This window comes from Haloglomus halophilum, assembly GCF_024298885.1.
Taxonomy (GTDB): Archaea; Halobacteriota; Halobacteria; order Halobacteriales; family Haloarculaceae; genus Haloglomus; species Haloglomus halophilum.
This window is the reverse complement of the sequence record NZ_CP101166.1, coordinates 3,028,108-3,044,615: the sequence shown is the minus strand read 5'-3', so window position 1 is coordinate 3,044,615 and position 16,508 is coordinate 3,028,108. Positions and strand designations below refer to the sequence as shown.

The 16,508-nt window shown below is 69.6% G+C and carries 16 protein-coding genes and 1 tRNA gene; 4 read left to right on the top strand and 13 right to left on the bottom strand.

The annotated features are described in order from the left end of the window. Positions 1–23: 23 nt before the first annotated feature. From NL114_RS14780 to NL114_RS14750, 7 genes are all read right to left on the bottom strand, one after another. A complete protein-coding gene (locus NL114_RS14780) occupies positions 24–1,799 on the bottom strand; it encodes an acyl-CoA dehydrogenase family protein (RefSeq protein ID WP_254821685.1) in 1,776 nt (591 codons plus the stop codon). A gap of 826 nt (positions 1,800–2,625) precedes the next feature. After that, positions 2,626–4,341, bottom strand: coding sequence for a glutamate--tRNA ligase (locus tag NL114_RS14775; protein ID WP_254821684.1), 1,716 nt, complete (start codon positions 4,339–4,341; stop codon positions 2,626–2,628). Between the two features lie 77 nt (positions 4,342–4,418). Further along, positions 4,419–4,901, bottom strand: coding sequence for a hypothetical protein (locus NL114_RS14770; protein WP_254821683.1), 483 nt, complete (start codon positions 4,899–4,901; stop codon positions 4,419–4,421). A 57-nt stretch (positions 4,902–4,958) separates the two neighbouring features. After that, positions 4,959–5,942, bottom strand: a complete 984-nt coding sequence (locus tag NL114_RS14765; protein ID WP_254821682.1) for a DUF7351 domain-containing protein — start codon at positions 5,940–5,942, stop codon at positions 4,959–4,961. A gap of 46 nt (positions 5,943–5,988) precedes the next feature. Then, a complete protein-coding gene (locus tag NL114_RS14760) occupies positions 5,989–8,670 on the bottom strand; it encodes a DEAD/DEAH box helicase (RefSeq protein WP_254821681.1) in 2,682 nt (893 codons plus the stop codon). After that, the gene (locus NL114_RS14755) at positions 8,670–10,157 is read right to left on the bottom strand and encodes a ribonuclease H-like domain-containing protein (RefSeq protein WP_254821680.1); all 1,488 of its coding nucleotides are present in this window, start codon (positions 10,155–10,157) and stop codon (positions 8,670–8,672) included. The genes NL114_RS14760 and NL114_RS14755 overlap by 1 nt, the downstream gene beginning before the upstream one ends. Before the next feature lie 110 nt (positions 10,158–10,267). Continuing rightward, complete coding sequence (locus tag NL114_RS14750; RefSeq protein WP_254821679.1) at positions 10,268–10,765, bottom strand: helix-turn-helix domain-containing protein; 498 nt, start codon at positions 10,763–10,765, stop codon at positions 10,268–10,270. A gap of 168 nt (positions 10,766–10,933) precedes the next feature. Here NL114_RS14750 and NL114_RS14745 point away from each other — a divergent pair. Continuing rightward, positions 10,934–11,018 (top strand) — tRNA-Leu (locus NL114_RS14745). Between the two features lie 358 nt (positions 11,019–11,376). Here NL114_RS14745 and NL114_RS14740 read toward each other — a convergent pair. Both NL114_RS14740 and NL114_RS14735 read right to left on the bottom strand, forming a co-directional pair. Next, positions 11,377–11,652 carry an Ig-like domain-containing protein gene (locus NL114_RS14740; protein ID WP_254821678.1) on the bottom strand — a complete coding sequence of 92 codons (276 nt, stop codon included), beginning with the start codon at positions 11,650–11,652 and terminating at the stop codon, positions 11,377–11,379. 112 nt (positions 11,653–11,764) lie between these two features. Beyond that, positions 11,765–11,908 (bottom strand): rubrerythrin-like domain-containing protein, encoded by a 144-nt coding sequence (locus NL114_RS14735; RefSeq protein WP_254821677.1) that lies wholly within the window; start codon positions 11,906–11,908, stop codon positions 11,765–11,767. Between the two features lie 89 nt (positions 11,909–11,997). On the opposite strand from NL114_RS14735, the gene NL114_RS14730 reads away from it, so the two are divergent. Further along, on the top strand, positions 11,998–12,582 hold the full coding sequence (locus tag NL114_RS14730) for a DUF420 domain-containing protein (protein ID WP_254821676.1): 585 nt from the start codon (positions 11,998–12,000) through the stop codon (positions 12,580–12,582). A 65-nt stretch (positions 12,583–12,647) separates the two neighbouring features. Further along, positions 12,648–12,908 carry a hypothetical protein gene (locus NL114_RS14725; protein ID WP_254821675.1) on the top strand — a complete coding sequence of 87 codons (261 nt, stop codon included), beginning with the start codon at positions 12,648–12,650 and terminating at the stop codon, positions 12,906–12,908. A gap of 24 nt (positions 12,909–12,932) precedes the next feature. Here the strand turns inward: NL114_RS14725 and purF are convergent, their stop codons facing one another. The 3 genes from purF to NL114_RS14710 form a co-directional block, all read right to left on the bottom strand. After that, positions 12,933–14,408 carry an amidophosphoribosyltransferase gene (purF, locus tag NL114_RS14720; RefSeq protein ID WP_254821674.1) on the bottom strand — a complete coding sequence of 492 codons (1,476 nt, stop codon included), beginning with the start codon at positions 14,406–14,408 and terminating at the stop codon, positions 12,933–12,935. A gap of 169 nt (positions 14,409–14,577) precedes the next feature. Further along, complete coding sequence (locus tag NL114_RS14715; protein ID WP_254821673.1) at positions 14,578–14,754, bottom strand: 50S ribosomal protein L37e; 177 nt, start codon at positions 14,752–14,754, stop codon at positions 14,578–14,580. Beyond that, a complete protein-coding gene (locus NL114_RS14710; protein WP_254821672.1) occupies positions 14,751–14,942 on the bottom strand; it encodes an LSM domain-containing protein in 192 nt (63 codons plus the stop codon). The genes NL114_RS14715 and NL114_RS14710 overlap by 4 nt, the downstream gene beginning before the upstream one ends. Before the next feature lie 154 nt (positions 14,943–15,096). Between NL114_RS14710 and NL114_RS14705 the strand changes: the two genes are divergently transcribed. Next, entirely contained in the window at positions 15,097–15,360 is a 264-nt protein-coding gene (locus NL114_RS14705; protein WP_254821671.1) for a hypothetical protein, read from the top strand. Between the two features lie 49 nt (positions 15,361–15,409). On the opposite strand, the gene NL114_RS14700 is transcribed toward NL114_RS14705, so the two are convergent. Then, the gene (locus NL114_RS14700) at positions 15,410–16,489 is read right to left on the bottom strand and encodes a succinylglutamate desuccinylase/aspartoacylase family protein (RefSeq protein WP_254821670.1); all 1,080 of its coding nucleotides are present in this window, start codon (positions 16,487–16,489) and stop codon (positions 15,410–15,412) included. Between the last annotated feature and the right edge of the window lie 19 nt (positions 16,490–16,508).

Here is a 16,508-nt window from a genome sequence, read left to right as displayed (position 1 = left end):
GCAGTTCTGTCCGGTCTCGGTCGTCAGTCGTCCGCGACCGGCTGGACCGCCTCGGGTTCGGCCCGCCCGTACCGGACGATCGCGTCGAAGGCCTCGACCGGGAGCCGGTCGTCCTCGGGGATGCCGCGCGCGTCGACCGTCTCGAGGTGCTCGCCGACGAACCACTCCGCGACCAGCGCTTCGCGGGCGTCGTCGGCCTCGTCGAGTCGCCACGCCGCGCGCTCCAGCAGGAGGACGCCCGCGGTCACGTCGAAGACGTAATCGGCCAGCTCCTTCGCCGCGAGCTGGGCACCCTCCTGCCCGGCCGTGCCGATGGCTGCGAACGCCTCAGCGAGGCCGTCGAGTTCCTCGGCCACGGTCGCCGCTGTGTCCGCGAGTCGGGGGTCGTCGATGGCGTCGAGGCGCTCGCGAAGGTCCGAGAGCAGGGCGTCGTGGCTCCCCTCCGTGAGCATCGACCGGAGGACGTCCAGCGCCATCACGTTCGAGGGGCCCTCCCAGATGGGGCTGACGTGAGCGTCCCTGACCATCTGCGGGTGGACCTGCTCCTCGACGTAGCCGTCGCCGCCGCGGATCTCCATCGCGTAGGTCGTGGCGTCGACGGTCATGCGCGCACAGCGGTACTTCGCGACCGGCGTGAGGATGCGCATGAGTCGGTACGCCTCCGAATCGGTGTCTGCCGCGCCGTCACTCGCGCGGCGGGCGCGCTCACGCCGCGCGAACTGCTCGGCGGCCTCGAACGTGACCGCCATCGCCGCCTCGTGCGCGACGGCCATGTCGACGAGGTCCCGGCGCATCAGCGGCTGGTCCGCGAGTCGGTCGCCGAACGCCTCGCGCTCGGCGGTGTGGACCTTGGACTCCAGCAGCGCGCGACCGATGCCGCCGACGCTGCCCAGCGCGTTGTAGAGCCGCTCCATGTTCAGCATCTCGGACATGTACTTGAACCCGCGCTCCGGCTCGCCGACGAGCTGGGCCTCGGCCCCCTCGAACTCCACCTCGCCCGTCGGCACGCTCCGCGTGCCGAGTTTGTCCTTCAGCCGCCGGAAGAGGATGGTTTCGGGGTCGGCGTCGACGGTCGAGAGGCAGAACAGCGACAGGCCCTCGGTCCCGTCGGGTGCGTCGGGCCGGCGCGCGAGGACGAGTGCGGCCTCCGAGTCGATGTTCGAGCAGAACCACTTCTCGCCGTACAGCCGGTAGACGCCCGCCTCGTCGGTCGGCTCCGCGCGGACCTCGTTGGCGCCCACGTCGGAGCCGCCCTGCTTCTCCGTGAGGAACATCGCCCCCGTCGCGAGGTCGTCGTACTCGCGTGCGGTCAGGCCGTCGTAGTAGTCGGCCAGCGTGCCATCGTCGAACTTCTCGAGGACGAGCGCCGCGCCGCCGGTCATCGCGCCCGGGCAGGTGAGGCCCGTGTTCCCGCCGATGGTCAGGAGCGTGAACTCCGCGAAGTGCGGGAGGAAGTCCAGCGGCTCGTCGCGGCCGGGCGGCGCCTCGAACGCGTCGGCGAACAGGCCGTGCTCGTAGACGAGCTGCTCGTTCTCGATGTGGGCCGGGTGGTGGGTGACCTCGTTGACGCGCTCGCCGTCGGCGTCGTAGGTCCGGAGTTCGGGGTCGTTATCGGCGACGACCTCGGTGTTGGGCGCGATCTCGTGGCCCATCACCTCGCCGAACGAGGCGAGGCGGTCGCGGAGGGAGTCGTCGGGGTCGCAGCGTCGTTCGACGGTGCGCTGGAGGGCCACGTCGTGGGTCCAGTAGTTGACGTGTTTGCCCGCGTCGAGCGCGGTGTAGTCGATGGGGTCGGTCATGCGACGGGTGTCTGCGGGTTCGCACGTTAATGTTTGCCAGCGGGTACGGCGCTGGTGGACGCGGGGATCTCTGTGGAGGTCGCGCGTTCTCGCGTGAATACGACCTCGGCGACGATAGAGGCAGCTACGAAGCCCTCGCGCTCTCTCACGGTGTCAGCGACGATGGAGACGGCTACGAAGCCCTCGCGCTCTCGACCGGCCAGGACTTGCTGCGCGCGCTCGCTTCGCTCGCGTGCTTGCGGCGTCCGGGCCGGGTCGAGGAGCGCTCGCCCTTCGAGTCCACCAGGGATGCGGCTGGTGGCACGGGCGCTGTGGCCCTGCCCTTCCCCGGGTCGCGCGGGTTCGCCCGCTTCGGGGCTCACCACGCGCTCCCGGCCGGAGAGTGGTTGGTCGGCCAGCCGGTTCCGGGACCAGGAAGCGCGCGAGCGCCCTGGCCGTGGAGACCCCGAGCGCCAGCGAGGGGGTCGGAACACACGGCGCTCGCGCGGGGAGGTGTGGGGGCACCCTGCTAGCCCGGAACCACCACGTGCATACACTCGACCGAACGGGCAACAGGGCGGGACTGAAAGGGGCCGCCCGCTCGACCGTCCCGGACGACGCAAGGACCGCAGGGAGCGCAGCGACCGAGGACCGCAGCGAGTCCCGGACGGTCGAGCGAGCGGGGGCTTTCTCCTCGGTTGTGTCGTAGCTGCCATCGCTGCTGCCGTAGCAAGAGCGGGCGGGGGCTTTCTACTGATCAAGGTAACTTATATATGGGAGATATAATAGGAATTTTATGATTATTATGTGGAAGGGTTGAATATTCAAATATTATATTGCGTATATTCTATTTATGCGTAAAGTAGACCACAAGATCGTCATCCTCGAACGCATCGAGCCGGCAGAAACCCACGCGCTCGAACTGGAGCAGGTCGTCCACCTCGTACCCCTCCACACCGGGTTCAGCGTGCCCCTCGACGTCGCCGTCCATCGTCCGCATCGTGACGGGCACGTTCTCGTCGGCGTCGACCCAGTGGACCACGTCCACGCCCTCCTCGCGCACCACGTCGATACCCTCGTCGGTGAACTCGAGCGTCCCGCCGTCGTTCCGGACCGGGCCCCAGCCCTTCAGCCAGACGCGTTCGCCGTCTGCCGGCACGTCGTCGGCCTCCAGCAGCACCGCGTCCCCGAGCGGCACGTCCCGCCGGCCGCGGTCCTCGTGCTCCGGATGCACCGGCGGATGCCCCTCGTCGGGGCCCCCCTCGACCGGCAGGCGCTCGCCGTCCCGGACGAGGAACGCGCGGTCGGTCTCGTCGTCGACGCGGTCGCGGTTCGCCGAGTAGACCGAAGACATCGCCAGGTCCGCGTTCGTGGTGGAGACCCCGAGGTCCGTCATCGCTTCGACGACCGCGTCACCGCGGATACCCCGGCGCTGGAGCGACGCGAGCGTCGGTGCGCGCGGGTCGTCCCAGCCGTCCAGTTCGCCGTCGGCGATGAGCTGCTTGATGCTCGACGTCGAGAGCGGCACGTCGTACTCGTCGACCTCGATGCGGCCCCAGTGGGTGACCTCGGGATACTCCCAGCCGAAGTAGTCGTACAGGAAGCCCTGCCGCTTCGCGGAGTCCTGCAGGTCGATGCCGCGGATGATGTGGGTAACGGCGAACAGGTGGTCGTCGATGGCGGACTGGAAGTCGAGCATCGGCCAGCAGCGGTACTCGGCGGCTTCCTCGCGCGGGTGTGGCGTGTCGACCATCCGGAACGCGACCCAGTCGCGCAGTGCGGGATTCTTGTGCTCGATGTCGGTCCGCACCCGGAGGACCTTCTCGCCCGAGTCGTACTCGCCGGCGACCATCCGGTCGAACTCCTCGTGGGTGGTCTCGGCGTCCTGGTCGCGGTGCGGACAGGGCTCGCCGCTGTTCTTCAGGTTCGAGAACTCCTCCTGGGGGCACGAGCAGGCGTACGCGCCGCCCTCGTCGATGAGGTCGCGGGCGTGCTCGTAGTAGGTCTCCACCCGGTCGCTGGCGCGGACGACCTCGTCGGGCTCGAAGCCGAGGTAGTCGATGGCGTCGAGGATACCGTCGTACGCATCGAGGTCCGGCCGCTTCGTCTCGGGGTCCGTGTCGTCGAACCGGCAGAGCATCCAGCCGTCGTACAGCTCCTTGTAGGAGCCGATGACGGCGGGCATCCGGGCGTTACCGAGGTGCCACGGCCCGTTCGGGTTCGGCGCGAGCCGCATCCGCACCTCGTCGTACTCGTCGGCGTTCGGGAGGTCCGGAAGGAGCTGGTCGTCTTCTTCGTCCTCGGCCTCCAGCTCGGCGACGGCGTCGGGGTCGAGTTCCGCGAGGCGGTCGCGTTTCTCCTGGTCCGAGAGCCCGTTGACGCGCTCGCAGACGGGCGCGACGATGCCCGGAATCTCGTCGCCGTGCTCGCGGAACTCGGGATTCTCGCCCATCATGGGGCCCATGATGGCGCCCACCTGCGCGTCGCTGCCGTGCTTGAGCGCGTTGAACAGCGCGGCCGTCTCGGCCTCGCGCTCGACCCGCTCGCGAAGGTCGTCGTTCATGTTGTCCGGGACTTCGCGGGTGGGGGTGAAAACGGGTGTGGATTGTGCGGGGAGGCCGACGCCACCGGCTACCGGCGCTACGCCACCCGCACGACCCGTACGTCCAGTTCCTTCGCCGCTCGCGTGACGTGCGCTCGGTCCGTGTCGCTGACGTATACGAGTTCGTCGACGGTCCAGCCGGGCCAGTCGGCCCGGATCAACTCACGAGCGGCCAGCAGGTCGCCGACGGTGCCGACGCGGGCGGCGCCGGGGTCGAACGCCACCAGCGTCACCGTCTCCTCGGCGAACCTCTCCGTCCCGCGCAGCGTCTCGAACAGGTCGGCCTTCGTCACGCCGAACGCCTCGTCCGCCTCCGGATTGACGTACTCCGTGCCGGCGTGGGCCGTGTACACCTCCGGGAGTTCCTGTTCGCGGTCGGTGAGACAGACCGCGTCGACCGTGTAGTGGTCGCCCTCATCGCCCAGCGAGAGGCCGGCGGGCACGTCCACCCACCACTTGCCGTCGGGCGAGGCATCCGATTCGATGAACGCGCGCCGGAGGGAACCGCGTGCGTCGGTCATGGTCGGGCGACGGGTCGGTGGCGGACGACAAATCTCCGTCGGTAGCGGGCGCGGCCCTCAGTGCTCCTCGACGGCCACCACCTCGGCATCCTCGTCCATCGTCACCCGCAGTTCGTCGCCCTCGTGTCGGACGGTCACCTCGACCCGGGGTGGGTCTGCCGAGACGACGCGCTGCTCGTTCCGGGTGGCGAGTCGGTCACGCCGGCGTATCTGCTCGAACTCGCCGTGGCTGTAGCCGACCTCGACACCCCGCTCGTAGTAGAACGCGACGACCGCGGGGTGGTGCAGCACGAGACTCCGTGGCGACGATGCGTGGTAGTTCTTGCAGACCGTACACCCAAGGATGACGAGCGCGGCCGGCGTGCGGCCACACGTCTCGCAGACGCCGTCCTCGTCGTGGTCCTCGCACACCTTGAGCCGCAGATTCACCGGCCCGGAGCACTCGTTGCAGACGCCCTCGAGCATCGTCTTCATGTCCTGGTAGCCGCGGCTCAGGGCTGCCGCCCACAGCTCCTCCGGCGACCGGTCGCCGAACCCCGCCGGGTCCAGCGCCGCGCCGGAGAGGTAGCCGTCCGGCTGCTCGTTGGTCCCCGCGAAACCACCCTCGCACTCGGTACAGACGTGGTAGAGCCACTCGTCGTCGTACAGCACTGCGGTCTGACCCCCGCAGTACGGACAGGGCACGTCGATAGGCGTGCGCTCCAGCGTCGGCTCCTCGATGCCCGCGCCCGCGATGACGGTGCGGACGAGCTTCTGGCCGGCTCGCCGGAGGAGGTAGCCATCGTCGACCTTGCGGACGAACTGCCCGACCAGCTGTTCGAGGTGGTAGTTGAACTGGCCGGAGTCGGTGGTGCCGACCCGCTCGCGGAGGTCCGAGAACGAGATGCCGTCTTCGGGGTTCACGGAGTCGTGGGCGTCCCAGAGCGCCAGCAGGATTGCCAGCCGCGTCTCGTTGCTGAGCACGGCGAACGCATCCGTTGCACGCTCCATGTCGCCCCCCACCGCCGCCTCCAGCGGTGACGCCGCCGGATTCTCGCTCATAGCGGACACGAGCGACGGCGTGGTCATAAGCCATCGGGCGAGCCAGCTACGAGTAGAACAGCGGCGGCCGGCGCTCGTCGGTCTCCTCGGGGGCGAGCGCCCGCTCGTCCGCGTCGTCGAGCAGGTGGTCGAGCACGTCGACGGCGGCCTCGCGGTGGAGCGGCCGGTTGTCGTTGCCGCAGTTCTCGTCCATCACGCAGGCCGGGCAGCCCTCCGTCCGGGCGCAGGTACAGGCCGCGATGCGCTCGCGGGTGCGGCGCGCGAGCGCCTCGAACGACTCGTAGACGGCCCGGGAGAAGCCGAGCCCGCCCTCGACACCGTCGTAGACGAACCAGCCCGACGCCGAGCGCTCCAGGGCCCCCTCGCGCTGGCGGGCCTCGAGCGCGGTGCGGACTGCCTCGACGCTGCCGGGGTCGTCGCCGTCACCGGCTGCGCTTGTGGCTCCGCCTTCGTCGACGCTTCCCGCGCGCTCGGCCTCGGCAAGATGCCCGTCGAGCACGAGCGTCGAGAGGCCGCCGAGGTCGCCGGGGTCGAGCATCAACTCGAGCGGCGCGGCGCCAATCATCCCGTGCTCGGCCGCGTGGAGCCCGCCCATGTAGCCCAGATGCGGTGACTGTTGCTCCTCGGGGAGGTCGGGCACCCGGTAGTCGGCGTACCGCTCGACGAGCCCGCGCTCGACCTGCTCGGGAACTTCGACCCAGCAGAGCTGTGTGTCCATCGTTAGCGGCGGCAACTCGGTGGGGATGGGCGTGCCGATGCGCTCGTTGTCGCTGATGCGGACGCGGTCGTACTCGGCGTGGTGGACGAGGACGCTCCCGGTGCCGAAGTGGAGTCGGAAGCCGTTCACCTCGCGCGAGTCCTCGCTCTCGGCGTCGAGGACCGTCACCTCCGAGCGCGTCCGGGTGTAGTAGTCCACGTCGACGGGCTGGAGGCGGACGTACGGCTGGCTGGTGCCGCCATCGCGCCCGTGCTCGATATCGACGACCTCGTACTGCTGGTCGCCGTGGACCCGGACCGCGCCCTCGTGGTAGTCCCGGAAGGCCCGCTCTCGCGCGAGCGGTTCGAGGTCCGGCTCCTGCTCGGGCGGCGTGTCCTCGGTCACGCGCACCTGATACTGCTCGTCGTCGGTCGCGTAGAGGTTCACGTCGGTCTGCGGGCGCGGCGGGCCGACGTAGGAGACGCCCGTCTCCAGGTGCCCCGTCAGCTTCCCGGCGCGGCGCCACATCTCGACCGCGCGGTCGAGGCGGTCGCGGTCGGCGAACGCGTCGTCGGGGCCCTCGCCCGCGTCGGTCTCGTCGAGGGCCACCTCGTCGGCCGCACAGAGGAGGTGCTGGGCGAACACGCGGTCGTTGGTGGTGTCGACGACGGCGTCCTCCACGTCGCCCTCGAGCAGGTACGCCGGGTTGTCGACGATGTACTGGTCGAGCGTCGCGTAGTCCGCAACGAGCACGGAGAGTGCATCGGCCGCGTCGCGCCCGGCGCGGCCGATGCGCTGCCAGAAGGACTGGCGCTGGCCGGGATAGCCCATCAGCAGCGTGGCGTCGATCTCGCCGACGTTGATGCCGAGTTCGAGGGCGGACGTGGCGGCCACGCCGTCGAGCGCGCCGGATTTGAGCGACTGCTCGGTCGTGTGGCGCTTGCGTTTGCCCTGGCCCGCGTGGTACGGTTCGATGGCGCTGGGCTCGCTGGCGGTGTAGTAGCGTGGGTACTCGCGGCGGTGCTCGCGGGCGCGCCCGACGGACAGCTCCGCGAGCTTGCGCGACGGCGCGAACATGAGCGTGCGCACGTCGTGGTACGTCAGGTGCGAGAAGACGCGCGGCGCCTCGACGGAGGCGGGCTGGCGCTCGAAGGATTCGTCCGCCGTCCCATCCTCGTCGCCGTCGCCGTCGGCAGCGGACCCATCGTCCCGGCGCTCGGTCGGCGGTGGGTTCCAGAGCACGAGGTCCCGTCGCCCGCGCGGGCTCCCGTCCTCGTCGACCACGGTGACCGGCTCACCCAGCAGCGCCTCGCTGTGCTCGCCCGGGTTGCCGATGGTCGCCGAGGAGCAGACGAACGACGGGTCGCTCCCGTAGTAGTCGAGGACGCGCTTCAGCCGGCGGAGTATCCACGCGACGTGCATCCCCTGCACGCCGGTGTAGGTGTGGGACTCGTCGACCACGACGAGGTCGCAGGCGTTGAAGAAGCGCGACCACACGTCGTGGTTGTGGAGGTACGTGTTGACGCCCATGAAGTTCGAGATGACGACGTCGGCCTCCTCGCGGATGCGCCGCCGTGTCTCGCCCAGCTCCGTGTCGCCGTCGTAGACGGCCACCTCGATATCCAGCCCGAGGTGGTCGTACAGTGCCGACAGCTCCCGTTGCTGGTCCTGTGCGAGGGCCTTCATCGGGTAGACGACGTACGCCGTCGACTCGGCGTCCCGAGCCCGCGCGTCGAGGACGTTCCGGGCGACCTGCAGGGCGTACACGTCCGTCTTCCCCGAGGACGTGCTCGTGGCGACGCAGACGTTCTCCCCCCGTTCGAGCGCGTCCAGCGCCCGCGCCTGGTGGATGAACGGGTCGTACGGGTAGTTCGCGGCGAGTGCGGGGCGCAGCACCTCGTCGGCCGGAACCGTGCGGGCCTCGCGTGGCTCCAGTTCGCGGACGGAGGCGTGTTCCTCGAGGTCGGCGTAACGTGGGAACGTCTCGAGGAGTTCGCGACCCGTCAGTGCCAGAGCGTTCTCGTCGGCCATCAGAAATCACCCAGTCCGGCCTGTTCGGAGTCGGTCGTGCGCTCGCGCTCGGCGGCAACCCCGTCCCGACGGTCAGCCTCCCGAAGCGCCTCGTAGACGTGCCAGAGCGCGCGGCAGTCGTCCTCGCAGTACGCCTCGTGCCGGTCCCAGTCGAGCGGCTCTCCGGTGCGCATGAATCGGCCGTACGCGGCGGCGGTCGCGGCCCCGTCGAGGCCGGTGTCGGCACCCGCGTACCCCAGCTTGCGCGCGACGTGGTCGAGCTTGTTCGTCCGCCCCGGCAACAGTGCGTTGTCCTGCCGGACGGCCCAGTCGTAGAGGTCGTGCTTCCAGTAGGCGTCCCACTCGGCCGCGTACTCGGGGCAGTGGCGTTCGACGAAGCTCGTCAGGTGGCGGTAGTCGAACCGGTTCCCGTTCCACGTGACGAGGTCACGGTCCGGGTGTTCGGCGAGCAGCCACGTCAGGAACGCCTCGATGACGCGCCCCGGGTCGTCCGGGTCCTCGCGCTCGGTGAACGCGTGGTGCTCGTCGGCAGCAGGGTCGTAGACGCCGACCTGCCAGATGACCGTCGGCGAGAGCCCGTCCGTCTCGATATCGAGACAGAGCGGTGGCGCCGCGGCCGGTTCGCCGGGCAGCGCGCTCGTGCTCAGGCGGAGTGGTTCACCCGAATCCAGCACCTCCGCGTGCCGTGTCGCGCGCTCGGCGGTGTCGCGTCCGACACCGGTCACGTCGGTCAGCCCCCGGAGCGGCGTCCGGCGCACGTCCTCGCGCGAGCGGACGCCCGCCTCGCGGAGACGGTCGGCGGTCCGTGGGCCGACGCCCTCCAGCGCGCGCAGGCCGAACCGGTCCGCACCCACGCGCTCGGTGCCGACCGCGCCAGAGGGTGAGAGGGTGAGACAGGCCACGTCGCGGCTGCCGTAGCCCTCCGTCGCGCCGAGGCCGTGGATGCGCACCGCGACCGTATCGCCGTCAGGCGCCTCCAGCGTCCACTCGTGGTCGTAGTCGGCCGGGAGCAGGTCACTCAGGACGACCACCTGTCCGGGTGCGGTCGAGGCGAGGGTGGCGAGGGCAGCGGCAGCCGGGAGCGTGGCGACGAGCTGGGTCGCGTCCACCTCGACCGCCACGGGACAGACGACGAACGTCGTCGTATCGGGGACGACGCCGATGGCGCCGTCCCGGAGCTGTCGCCCGACATCGGGGAGCACCGCAGGGTCGCCGACGCTCACCACGTCCACGCCGTCACCGCTCCCCAGTCGGTCGTGGCGTGGGTCATCGTCGCGCGCGAGCGGCGTGTGGACGACCGGCATCTCGGTCCCAGCACCGCCCGTTGCCGAGCGCACGGTCGCGTGCGCTCGCGGTGCGCGCTCGGTCGCCAGCACCCAGACCCCGTCCGGGTCGAAGTAGTCACGGGCGTCCGCGACGGCGTCGGGCGAGCGGTCGGCGACGACTGCCGGGGGGAGTGCGAGCAACCGGGCCGACGCTCCGTCCATCGTGCCACGGGACGCGAGCGAGCCGCTTCAACGTTCGGTCACCGGGCCGGAAGTGGTCGCGGCCGGACGGGAAGTGTGCGCGCGCGAGAGTAGCGGCGCGCAGAGCAGCCTCAGGTGTCCTCGGCGAGCTGGACGTTGAGCCGTTCCTCGAGCGCCGTGATGAGCGCGCCACCGACGCCCGCGCGGGTCGCGCGGCCCTGTTCGACGGCCAGCACGTCGGCCTCGTCGACGCCGAGTTCGCCCGCGAGTTCCGCGGTCTGGAGGCCGGCCTCCTGCCGGGCCTCCTCCAGCCGGTCACCGTAGTTCTTGACCAGGTACGGCAGCGGGTCGTCGTCGTAGTCCGTGCCGCCCTGCTCCCAGTGCTCGGGGTTGCCCTTCCGGGCGTCGTTGAGCTTCGCGGTGTTGCGCGCGGCCTCCCGCCGACGTTCCTGCTCGTCGTCGTCCTGCCCGCGGTCGTCGTCGTCCTCGGCGTGCCGGGCACACTCGCCGCAGACATCCAGTTTCGCTCCCGCCACGGTCGCCGTCCGGAGGTCGCGGTCCTCGGCGCCGCACAGTTCGCAACTGTCGCTGGCGCCCCCGCTGCTGCCCCCGGTCGAGTACTTCGCCATGGCGCCACTGAACCGACCCAGACACTTCAAATTCGCGTTCGGCCCGATTCTCCGGACGATTCCAGCCGCCCGCCGGCACCGTGTCACACTACCTCGCCCCGCCCGTGGAACGAAAACCATATCAGCAAATCTCTCGTCGGTCCGATTGGCTTCGGCACGCAGCAGCGTGCGTGGGTAGCCAAGCCAGGCCAACGGCGCAGCGTTGAGGGCGCTGTCCCGTAGGGGTCCGCCGGTTCAAATCCGGTCCCACGCACTGCCCGACGCGCTCTGCGCGTCACCCAGTGCAGGTGACGTCCCTTTGGGACGGCACCCACGCAAACTTCCTACCGATGATAGCCGGACAGCGACAGTAGCGTCGCTCGGCTCCAAGCCGACCCCCGACGCGCACTGAGGGCATTGTCCCGGAGGGGTCCGCCGCCGAGCGCCCGCAGGGCGCGAGGGTCGTCGTGGAGCGAGCGAAGCGAGCGGAACGACGGAAGTTCAAATCCGGTCCCACGCACTGCCATAACCTGGGGCGTCGCCCCAGGCAGTGCAGGTGCCATCCCTTTGGGACGGCACCCACGCAAACTCTCTCCGAACGCTACTTCGACAGCCGCGGCTACGGCACGGGGTCAGGCCTGCCTGACCCGGATCAGGTGCTCGTCGGGCGTGTACGACACCCCGTCGTCGTTCTCTCTGGTTGCCTGCAGCCGCAGGATTCCGGTCGTATCGGCCACGACCGTGGCCGTCCCATCGGCGTCCGTGACCACCTCGCCCCCATCGGGGAATCGCACTACGGCGCCGGCGACGGGGACGCCGCGCTCGTCCCATACCTCGACCGTAATTTCGTCACCGGATTGATAGATATCCTCGTCCGTCTCGAGACGGAGTGCTCTCGTTTCGCTCATCGGTTATCGAGTTATGGCGATTATTATACCAGAATTGGAGACATAGCTGGAGGACCGAATCTATCTGCCCCAGGAGCGGCCAGTATCTCGCCTGTTTCGGCTGCTCGACGACTCACCGGTCACGCGCGACGCCGAGGTTCGTGAGGTAGCCGCCACATTTGGGGCAGAGGCGGCCATCCACGTCCGACGGACGGTCACCGCAGTCCATACACTCGTAGATGGGGTCGTCGGCGTGGTGCGGGTCTGTGTACGTCATCCCTCGTGTGTCGTCGTTGCTGCCCAGTCATGATAAATGTTGGCACACGTCTCACGGCACCGATAATCCCCCCGCCCGTACGGCCAGACATGACCACCTCCGAGTCGGGGCAGGGGTCGCTCCTCCCCCGGGACCGCGTGCCGGAAGCCACGGCGCTGTTGACGGTCGTCTCGCTGGCACTCGTCTTCGCGGCCGCGCTCGGGGTCGTCCCACGTGGCCTGCTCCCCCGAGCGCCCGACAGCGTGCTGAGGGCCATCCCGCCCGTGAACGCCGGCATCAGCCTCGTCGCCATCGGCACCATCTCGGCCGGATGGCGGGCCATCCGCCGTGGCAACGTCCAGCGCCACGCGCGCCTGATGGTGGCGAGCTTCGGCCTGTTCGCGACCTTCCTGGTGCTGTACCTCTACCGGGTCGCGCTACTGGGTCCGACCCCGTTCCCCGGGCCGGCGGCCGTCGAGCGGTTCGTCTACTTCCCGATGCTGGGCATCCACATCCTGCTCGCCATCGTCTGCGTGCCGCTGCTGTACTACGTGCTCCTCGTGGCCGGGACGCGGCCGACGAGCGAGGTGTTCGGCTCGCTCCATCCGCGCGTCGGCCGCGTGGCGGCGGCGCTGTGGCTCGTCTCGTTCTCGCTGGGCATCGGCGTCTACGCGATGCTGTATCTGGTGTACTGAGCGGGCAGGGTCCGGGGACGACGCGGTCCCCGGGAGCTAAGAGGCGTGCCGCCGCATCATCGCGCATGAACCTCGGTGCCGAACTCGCGGAGCTCCGCGAGCAGTTCCGCGAGCACCCCCGGGTGGTGGTCCGCGGGCTCGGCGAGCTGGCCACCGTCGCGGTCCTGCTCGTCGGGACGTTCGTCCTCCTGCCGCAGGGTGTCACCGACGGGACCCGGCCCTTCTGGGTCGCGCTGGTGGCGCTGGGGACGGCGTTCGTCCTGCTACCGACGCTGGTGGACCCACTGCGACACGAGTACCGGCGGCTGACGGACGGGGAGGCGTGATGGAGAACGGGTATCGACCGGGGGTCAGTCGTCGGCCGCCGCCGGCTCGCTGCCGATGACGGGGCGGTCCACGTCGCGGTCGGTCGTCTCGCCCTCGATGTCGTAGGGGTACTCGCCGGTGACACAGCCGAGACAGAGGTCCGCACGTGACTGGTCGAGCGCGTCGGCCACCGCGTCGATGGAGAGGTACTCCAGCGAGTCGGCGGCGATTTCGTCGCCGATTTCCGGGACCGTCCGGTCGGACGCGATCAGTTCCTCGCGCGAGGCCATGTCGATGCCCATGTAGCACGGCGCGATGATGGGCGGCGCGCCGATGCGGACGTGGACCTCGTCGGCACCCACGTCGCGCATCAGCTGGACCAGCTGCGTCGAGGTGGTCCCGCGGACGATGGAGTCGTCGATGATGGTGACGGTCCGGTCCTCGACGACGTCCTTGATGGGGTTGAGCTTCAGGCGCACGGCGCGCTCGCGTGCGTCCTGGGTGGGCATGATGAACGTCCGCCCGACGTAGCGGTTCTTCATCAGCCCCTCGGCGAACTCGACGCTGGCGTCCTCCTCCTGAGCGGCCTCGGCGTAGCCCGAGGCGAACGCGCGCCCGGAGTCCGGCACGGGCATCACAACGTCCGTGTCGACGCCGCTCTCGTCCCAGAGCGCGCGCCCCAGGTCACGCCGGACGTCGTAGACGAGTTTCTCGTCGATGACCGAGTCCGGGCGTGCGAAGTAGACGTGCTCGAAGAAGCAGTGTGCAGTGTTCTCCTGCTCGAACAGCTGGTAGGCGTCGAACCCCTCGCCGTCGGGCTGGAGGATGATGAGTTCGCCCGGCTTCACGTCGCGGACGAGTTCCCCGTCGAGCACGTCGATGGCCGCCGACTCGGAGGCCAGCACGTAGCCGTCGTCGATCTCACCGATGCAGAGCGGCCGGTTGCCCTGCGGGTCGCGCACACCCATCACCGTGTCGTCGTGCATGATGGTGAGCGAGTAGGAGCCGTGGATGCGGCTCATCGTGCGCTTGACCGCGCGGACCAGGTCCTCCTCCAGCAGGTTGCGCGCGAGGTCGTGGGCGATGACCTCCGTGTCGCCGTCGGAGGTGAACGCGTGGCCCAGGTTCGCGAGTTCGTCGCGGATCTCGCCCGCGTTGACGAGGTTGCCGTTGTGGCTGAGCCCCAGCGAGCCGGACTTGAACGAGACGGAGAACGGCTGCGCACAGGAGGCGTTGACGCTCCCGGCGGTCGGGTAGCGGACGTGTCCGATGCCGACGGGCCCGTTCAGCTGGTCGATATCGTCCTCGTCGAAGGCGTCGCCGACGAGGCCCATCTCCACGTGCGAGTGCTGCTGGAAGCCGTCGTGGGTGACGATTCCGGCGGACTCCTGCCCCCGATGCTGGAGCGCGTACAGCGCGTAGTAGAGCGGGCGCGCGGCGGCCCGCTCGTCCAGGGACACCCCGACGACACCGCACTTCTCCGTCGGGCCGCCCAGGTCCCGGTGGTCCCGGCCTGTCATTGTGCGGAGGGAGCGACCGGACCGGCAAAAAGATTCGCAACTGGGTCGTTCCAGGTGACACAGCCGTCACCGGGCACTGCCGGCAGGTCCGTACATGCCGGAGAAGCCACGGCTGTCGGTGGTAGCCGCGAACAGAAGGGTCGCGGTTCGGTCGTCGTGTGGCCCGCGTTCAGTTGTCGCCGGTCTTGCCCTGCCACTCGTAGTCCCGTCGCTTCGCGGACTTCCCGAAGCCACAGGACGCGCACTTCTTCTTCTGCTTGTGGTAGGACTTCTCGCCGCAGCGGCGGCACTTCACGTGGGTCGTCTTGTTCTTCTTCCCCTGAGAGGGCGTGCCGGCTCCAGTCATGGTTCTGGTTGAATCGAGACGACGTTATCGCCGCGGATAATCGTTGTGTTCTCCCCGTCGGCCACGACGAGGTTCATGTGCTGGTCGTACCCCTCGAGGACGCCGTCGTACACCTCGCCGCCCTTCAGGTGAACCGTCACTTCGTCTCCGAGCGTCTCTTCGAGCACGTCGAGCGGTCGCCCCGGCATACAACAGAGCGCGCGGGCCGACCGGATAAACGCACCGACACCCGGTCTCCAGTGGGTCCGCGCGGCATGTCGGCGTACCGCCGGACGCAGGCGCGCAGGCACGCCGACCAGAATGCCCCACAACCGCTAAACCCTCGCCGACTGAATCCCGACCATGGTCGACATCACGTTCCTGGAGGTCCACGTACAGGACGCCTCCTTCACCAAGGGGGAAGACGGGCGCGACGCCGAGGACGTCTCGTTCGAGGCCGCGGACGAGGACACCCCGCCGGGGAGCGGCGGCAGCTCGAAGACGGCGGTCGTGGGCGCACTCGTCGGACTGGTCTTCCTCGCGGTCGTCGCCTACCTGGTGAAGACGCGGTTCCTGAGCGACGAGGACGAGGAGGACGCGGAGTTCGAGTTCGACGACTACGACTGACCGCCCCTGGAGGTCGTGTCAGGCGGGAGGTCGTCGCAGACAGGGAGTATCAGGCGGGCCCACCAGACGTGCGCTCGCCCTCGCGTTCGAGCGCGCGCCGGGTCCGTTCGTCGAGTTCGACGAGGTGACAGAGCGGGTTGCCCGGGTAGACGAGCGGGTTCTCCAGCACGCCGACGAGGAGTCCGGTGAACGGCGCCTCCACGACCGTCGAGTCCGTCTTGAACGGGTTCGTGATGGTACAGACCGCATCGCCCTCGTAGACGAGCGAGCCGCGCTCGTGGTGCATCTCGACGAGTCCGCCCGCGTCCGCGCGGAGCCAGGTCTTCTCGGCCGAGCCGTCGACGACGGTCCGCCAGCCGGGCCACGCGACCGCCTCCTCGTCGCGCAGGCCGAACTCGGCCATGACCGACAGCGTGCCCGCCAGCGCGCGGTCGATGAGGCCGCGCTGGAAGCGGTGGGCCTCGCCCATCTCGACCGTGATGGTCGGGACGCCGGCCTCGGTCGCCTCGCGCCGGAGCGACCCCGACGGTCCCTCGCCCGCGATGATGACGTTCGAGGCGAAGGCGTTGGCGACGCGCGCGGTCCGCTGGTGCTCCATGTCCGCGCGGACGTGGAGGGTGTTGGTCCGGCCACGGGTGGAGGTGTGGAAGTCCAGCCCCAGGTCACAGGGCTCGAGGAAGTTCCGGTGGATGCGGTGGGCGATGCGCTTGGCCGACGTGCCCTCGGGGTCGCCGGGGAACGAGCGGTTCAGGTCGCGGTCGTAGATGGGGAGGTAGCGCTGCTGGGCGATGAACCCCGGGACGTTGAGGACGGGCAGGCAGACCAGCGTCCCCGCGAGGTCGGTGTGGTCCCACTCGTGGGCCACCTCCCGGACCACCTCGATACCGTTCAGTTCGTCACCGTGCGCGGCCGCCGAGAGGAACATCGTCGGACCGGCACGCGCACCGTTGACGATGGTGACCGGGACGCGGATGGGTTCGCCGAGATAGGTCTCGCTGACGCCGTAGCGGACGTTCTGGGTCTCGCCGGGGTCGACCCGTCCGCCGTCGTAGGTGAACGGCTCCGGCTCGGCCTCGGATCCCGGAAGGGGAGCAAGCCCCTCGTCGTCCGCGGTGGCGTCGTCGGTCATGCCCGTACCGGAGACGTGC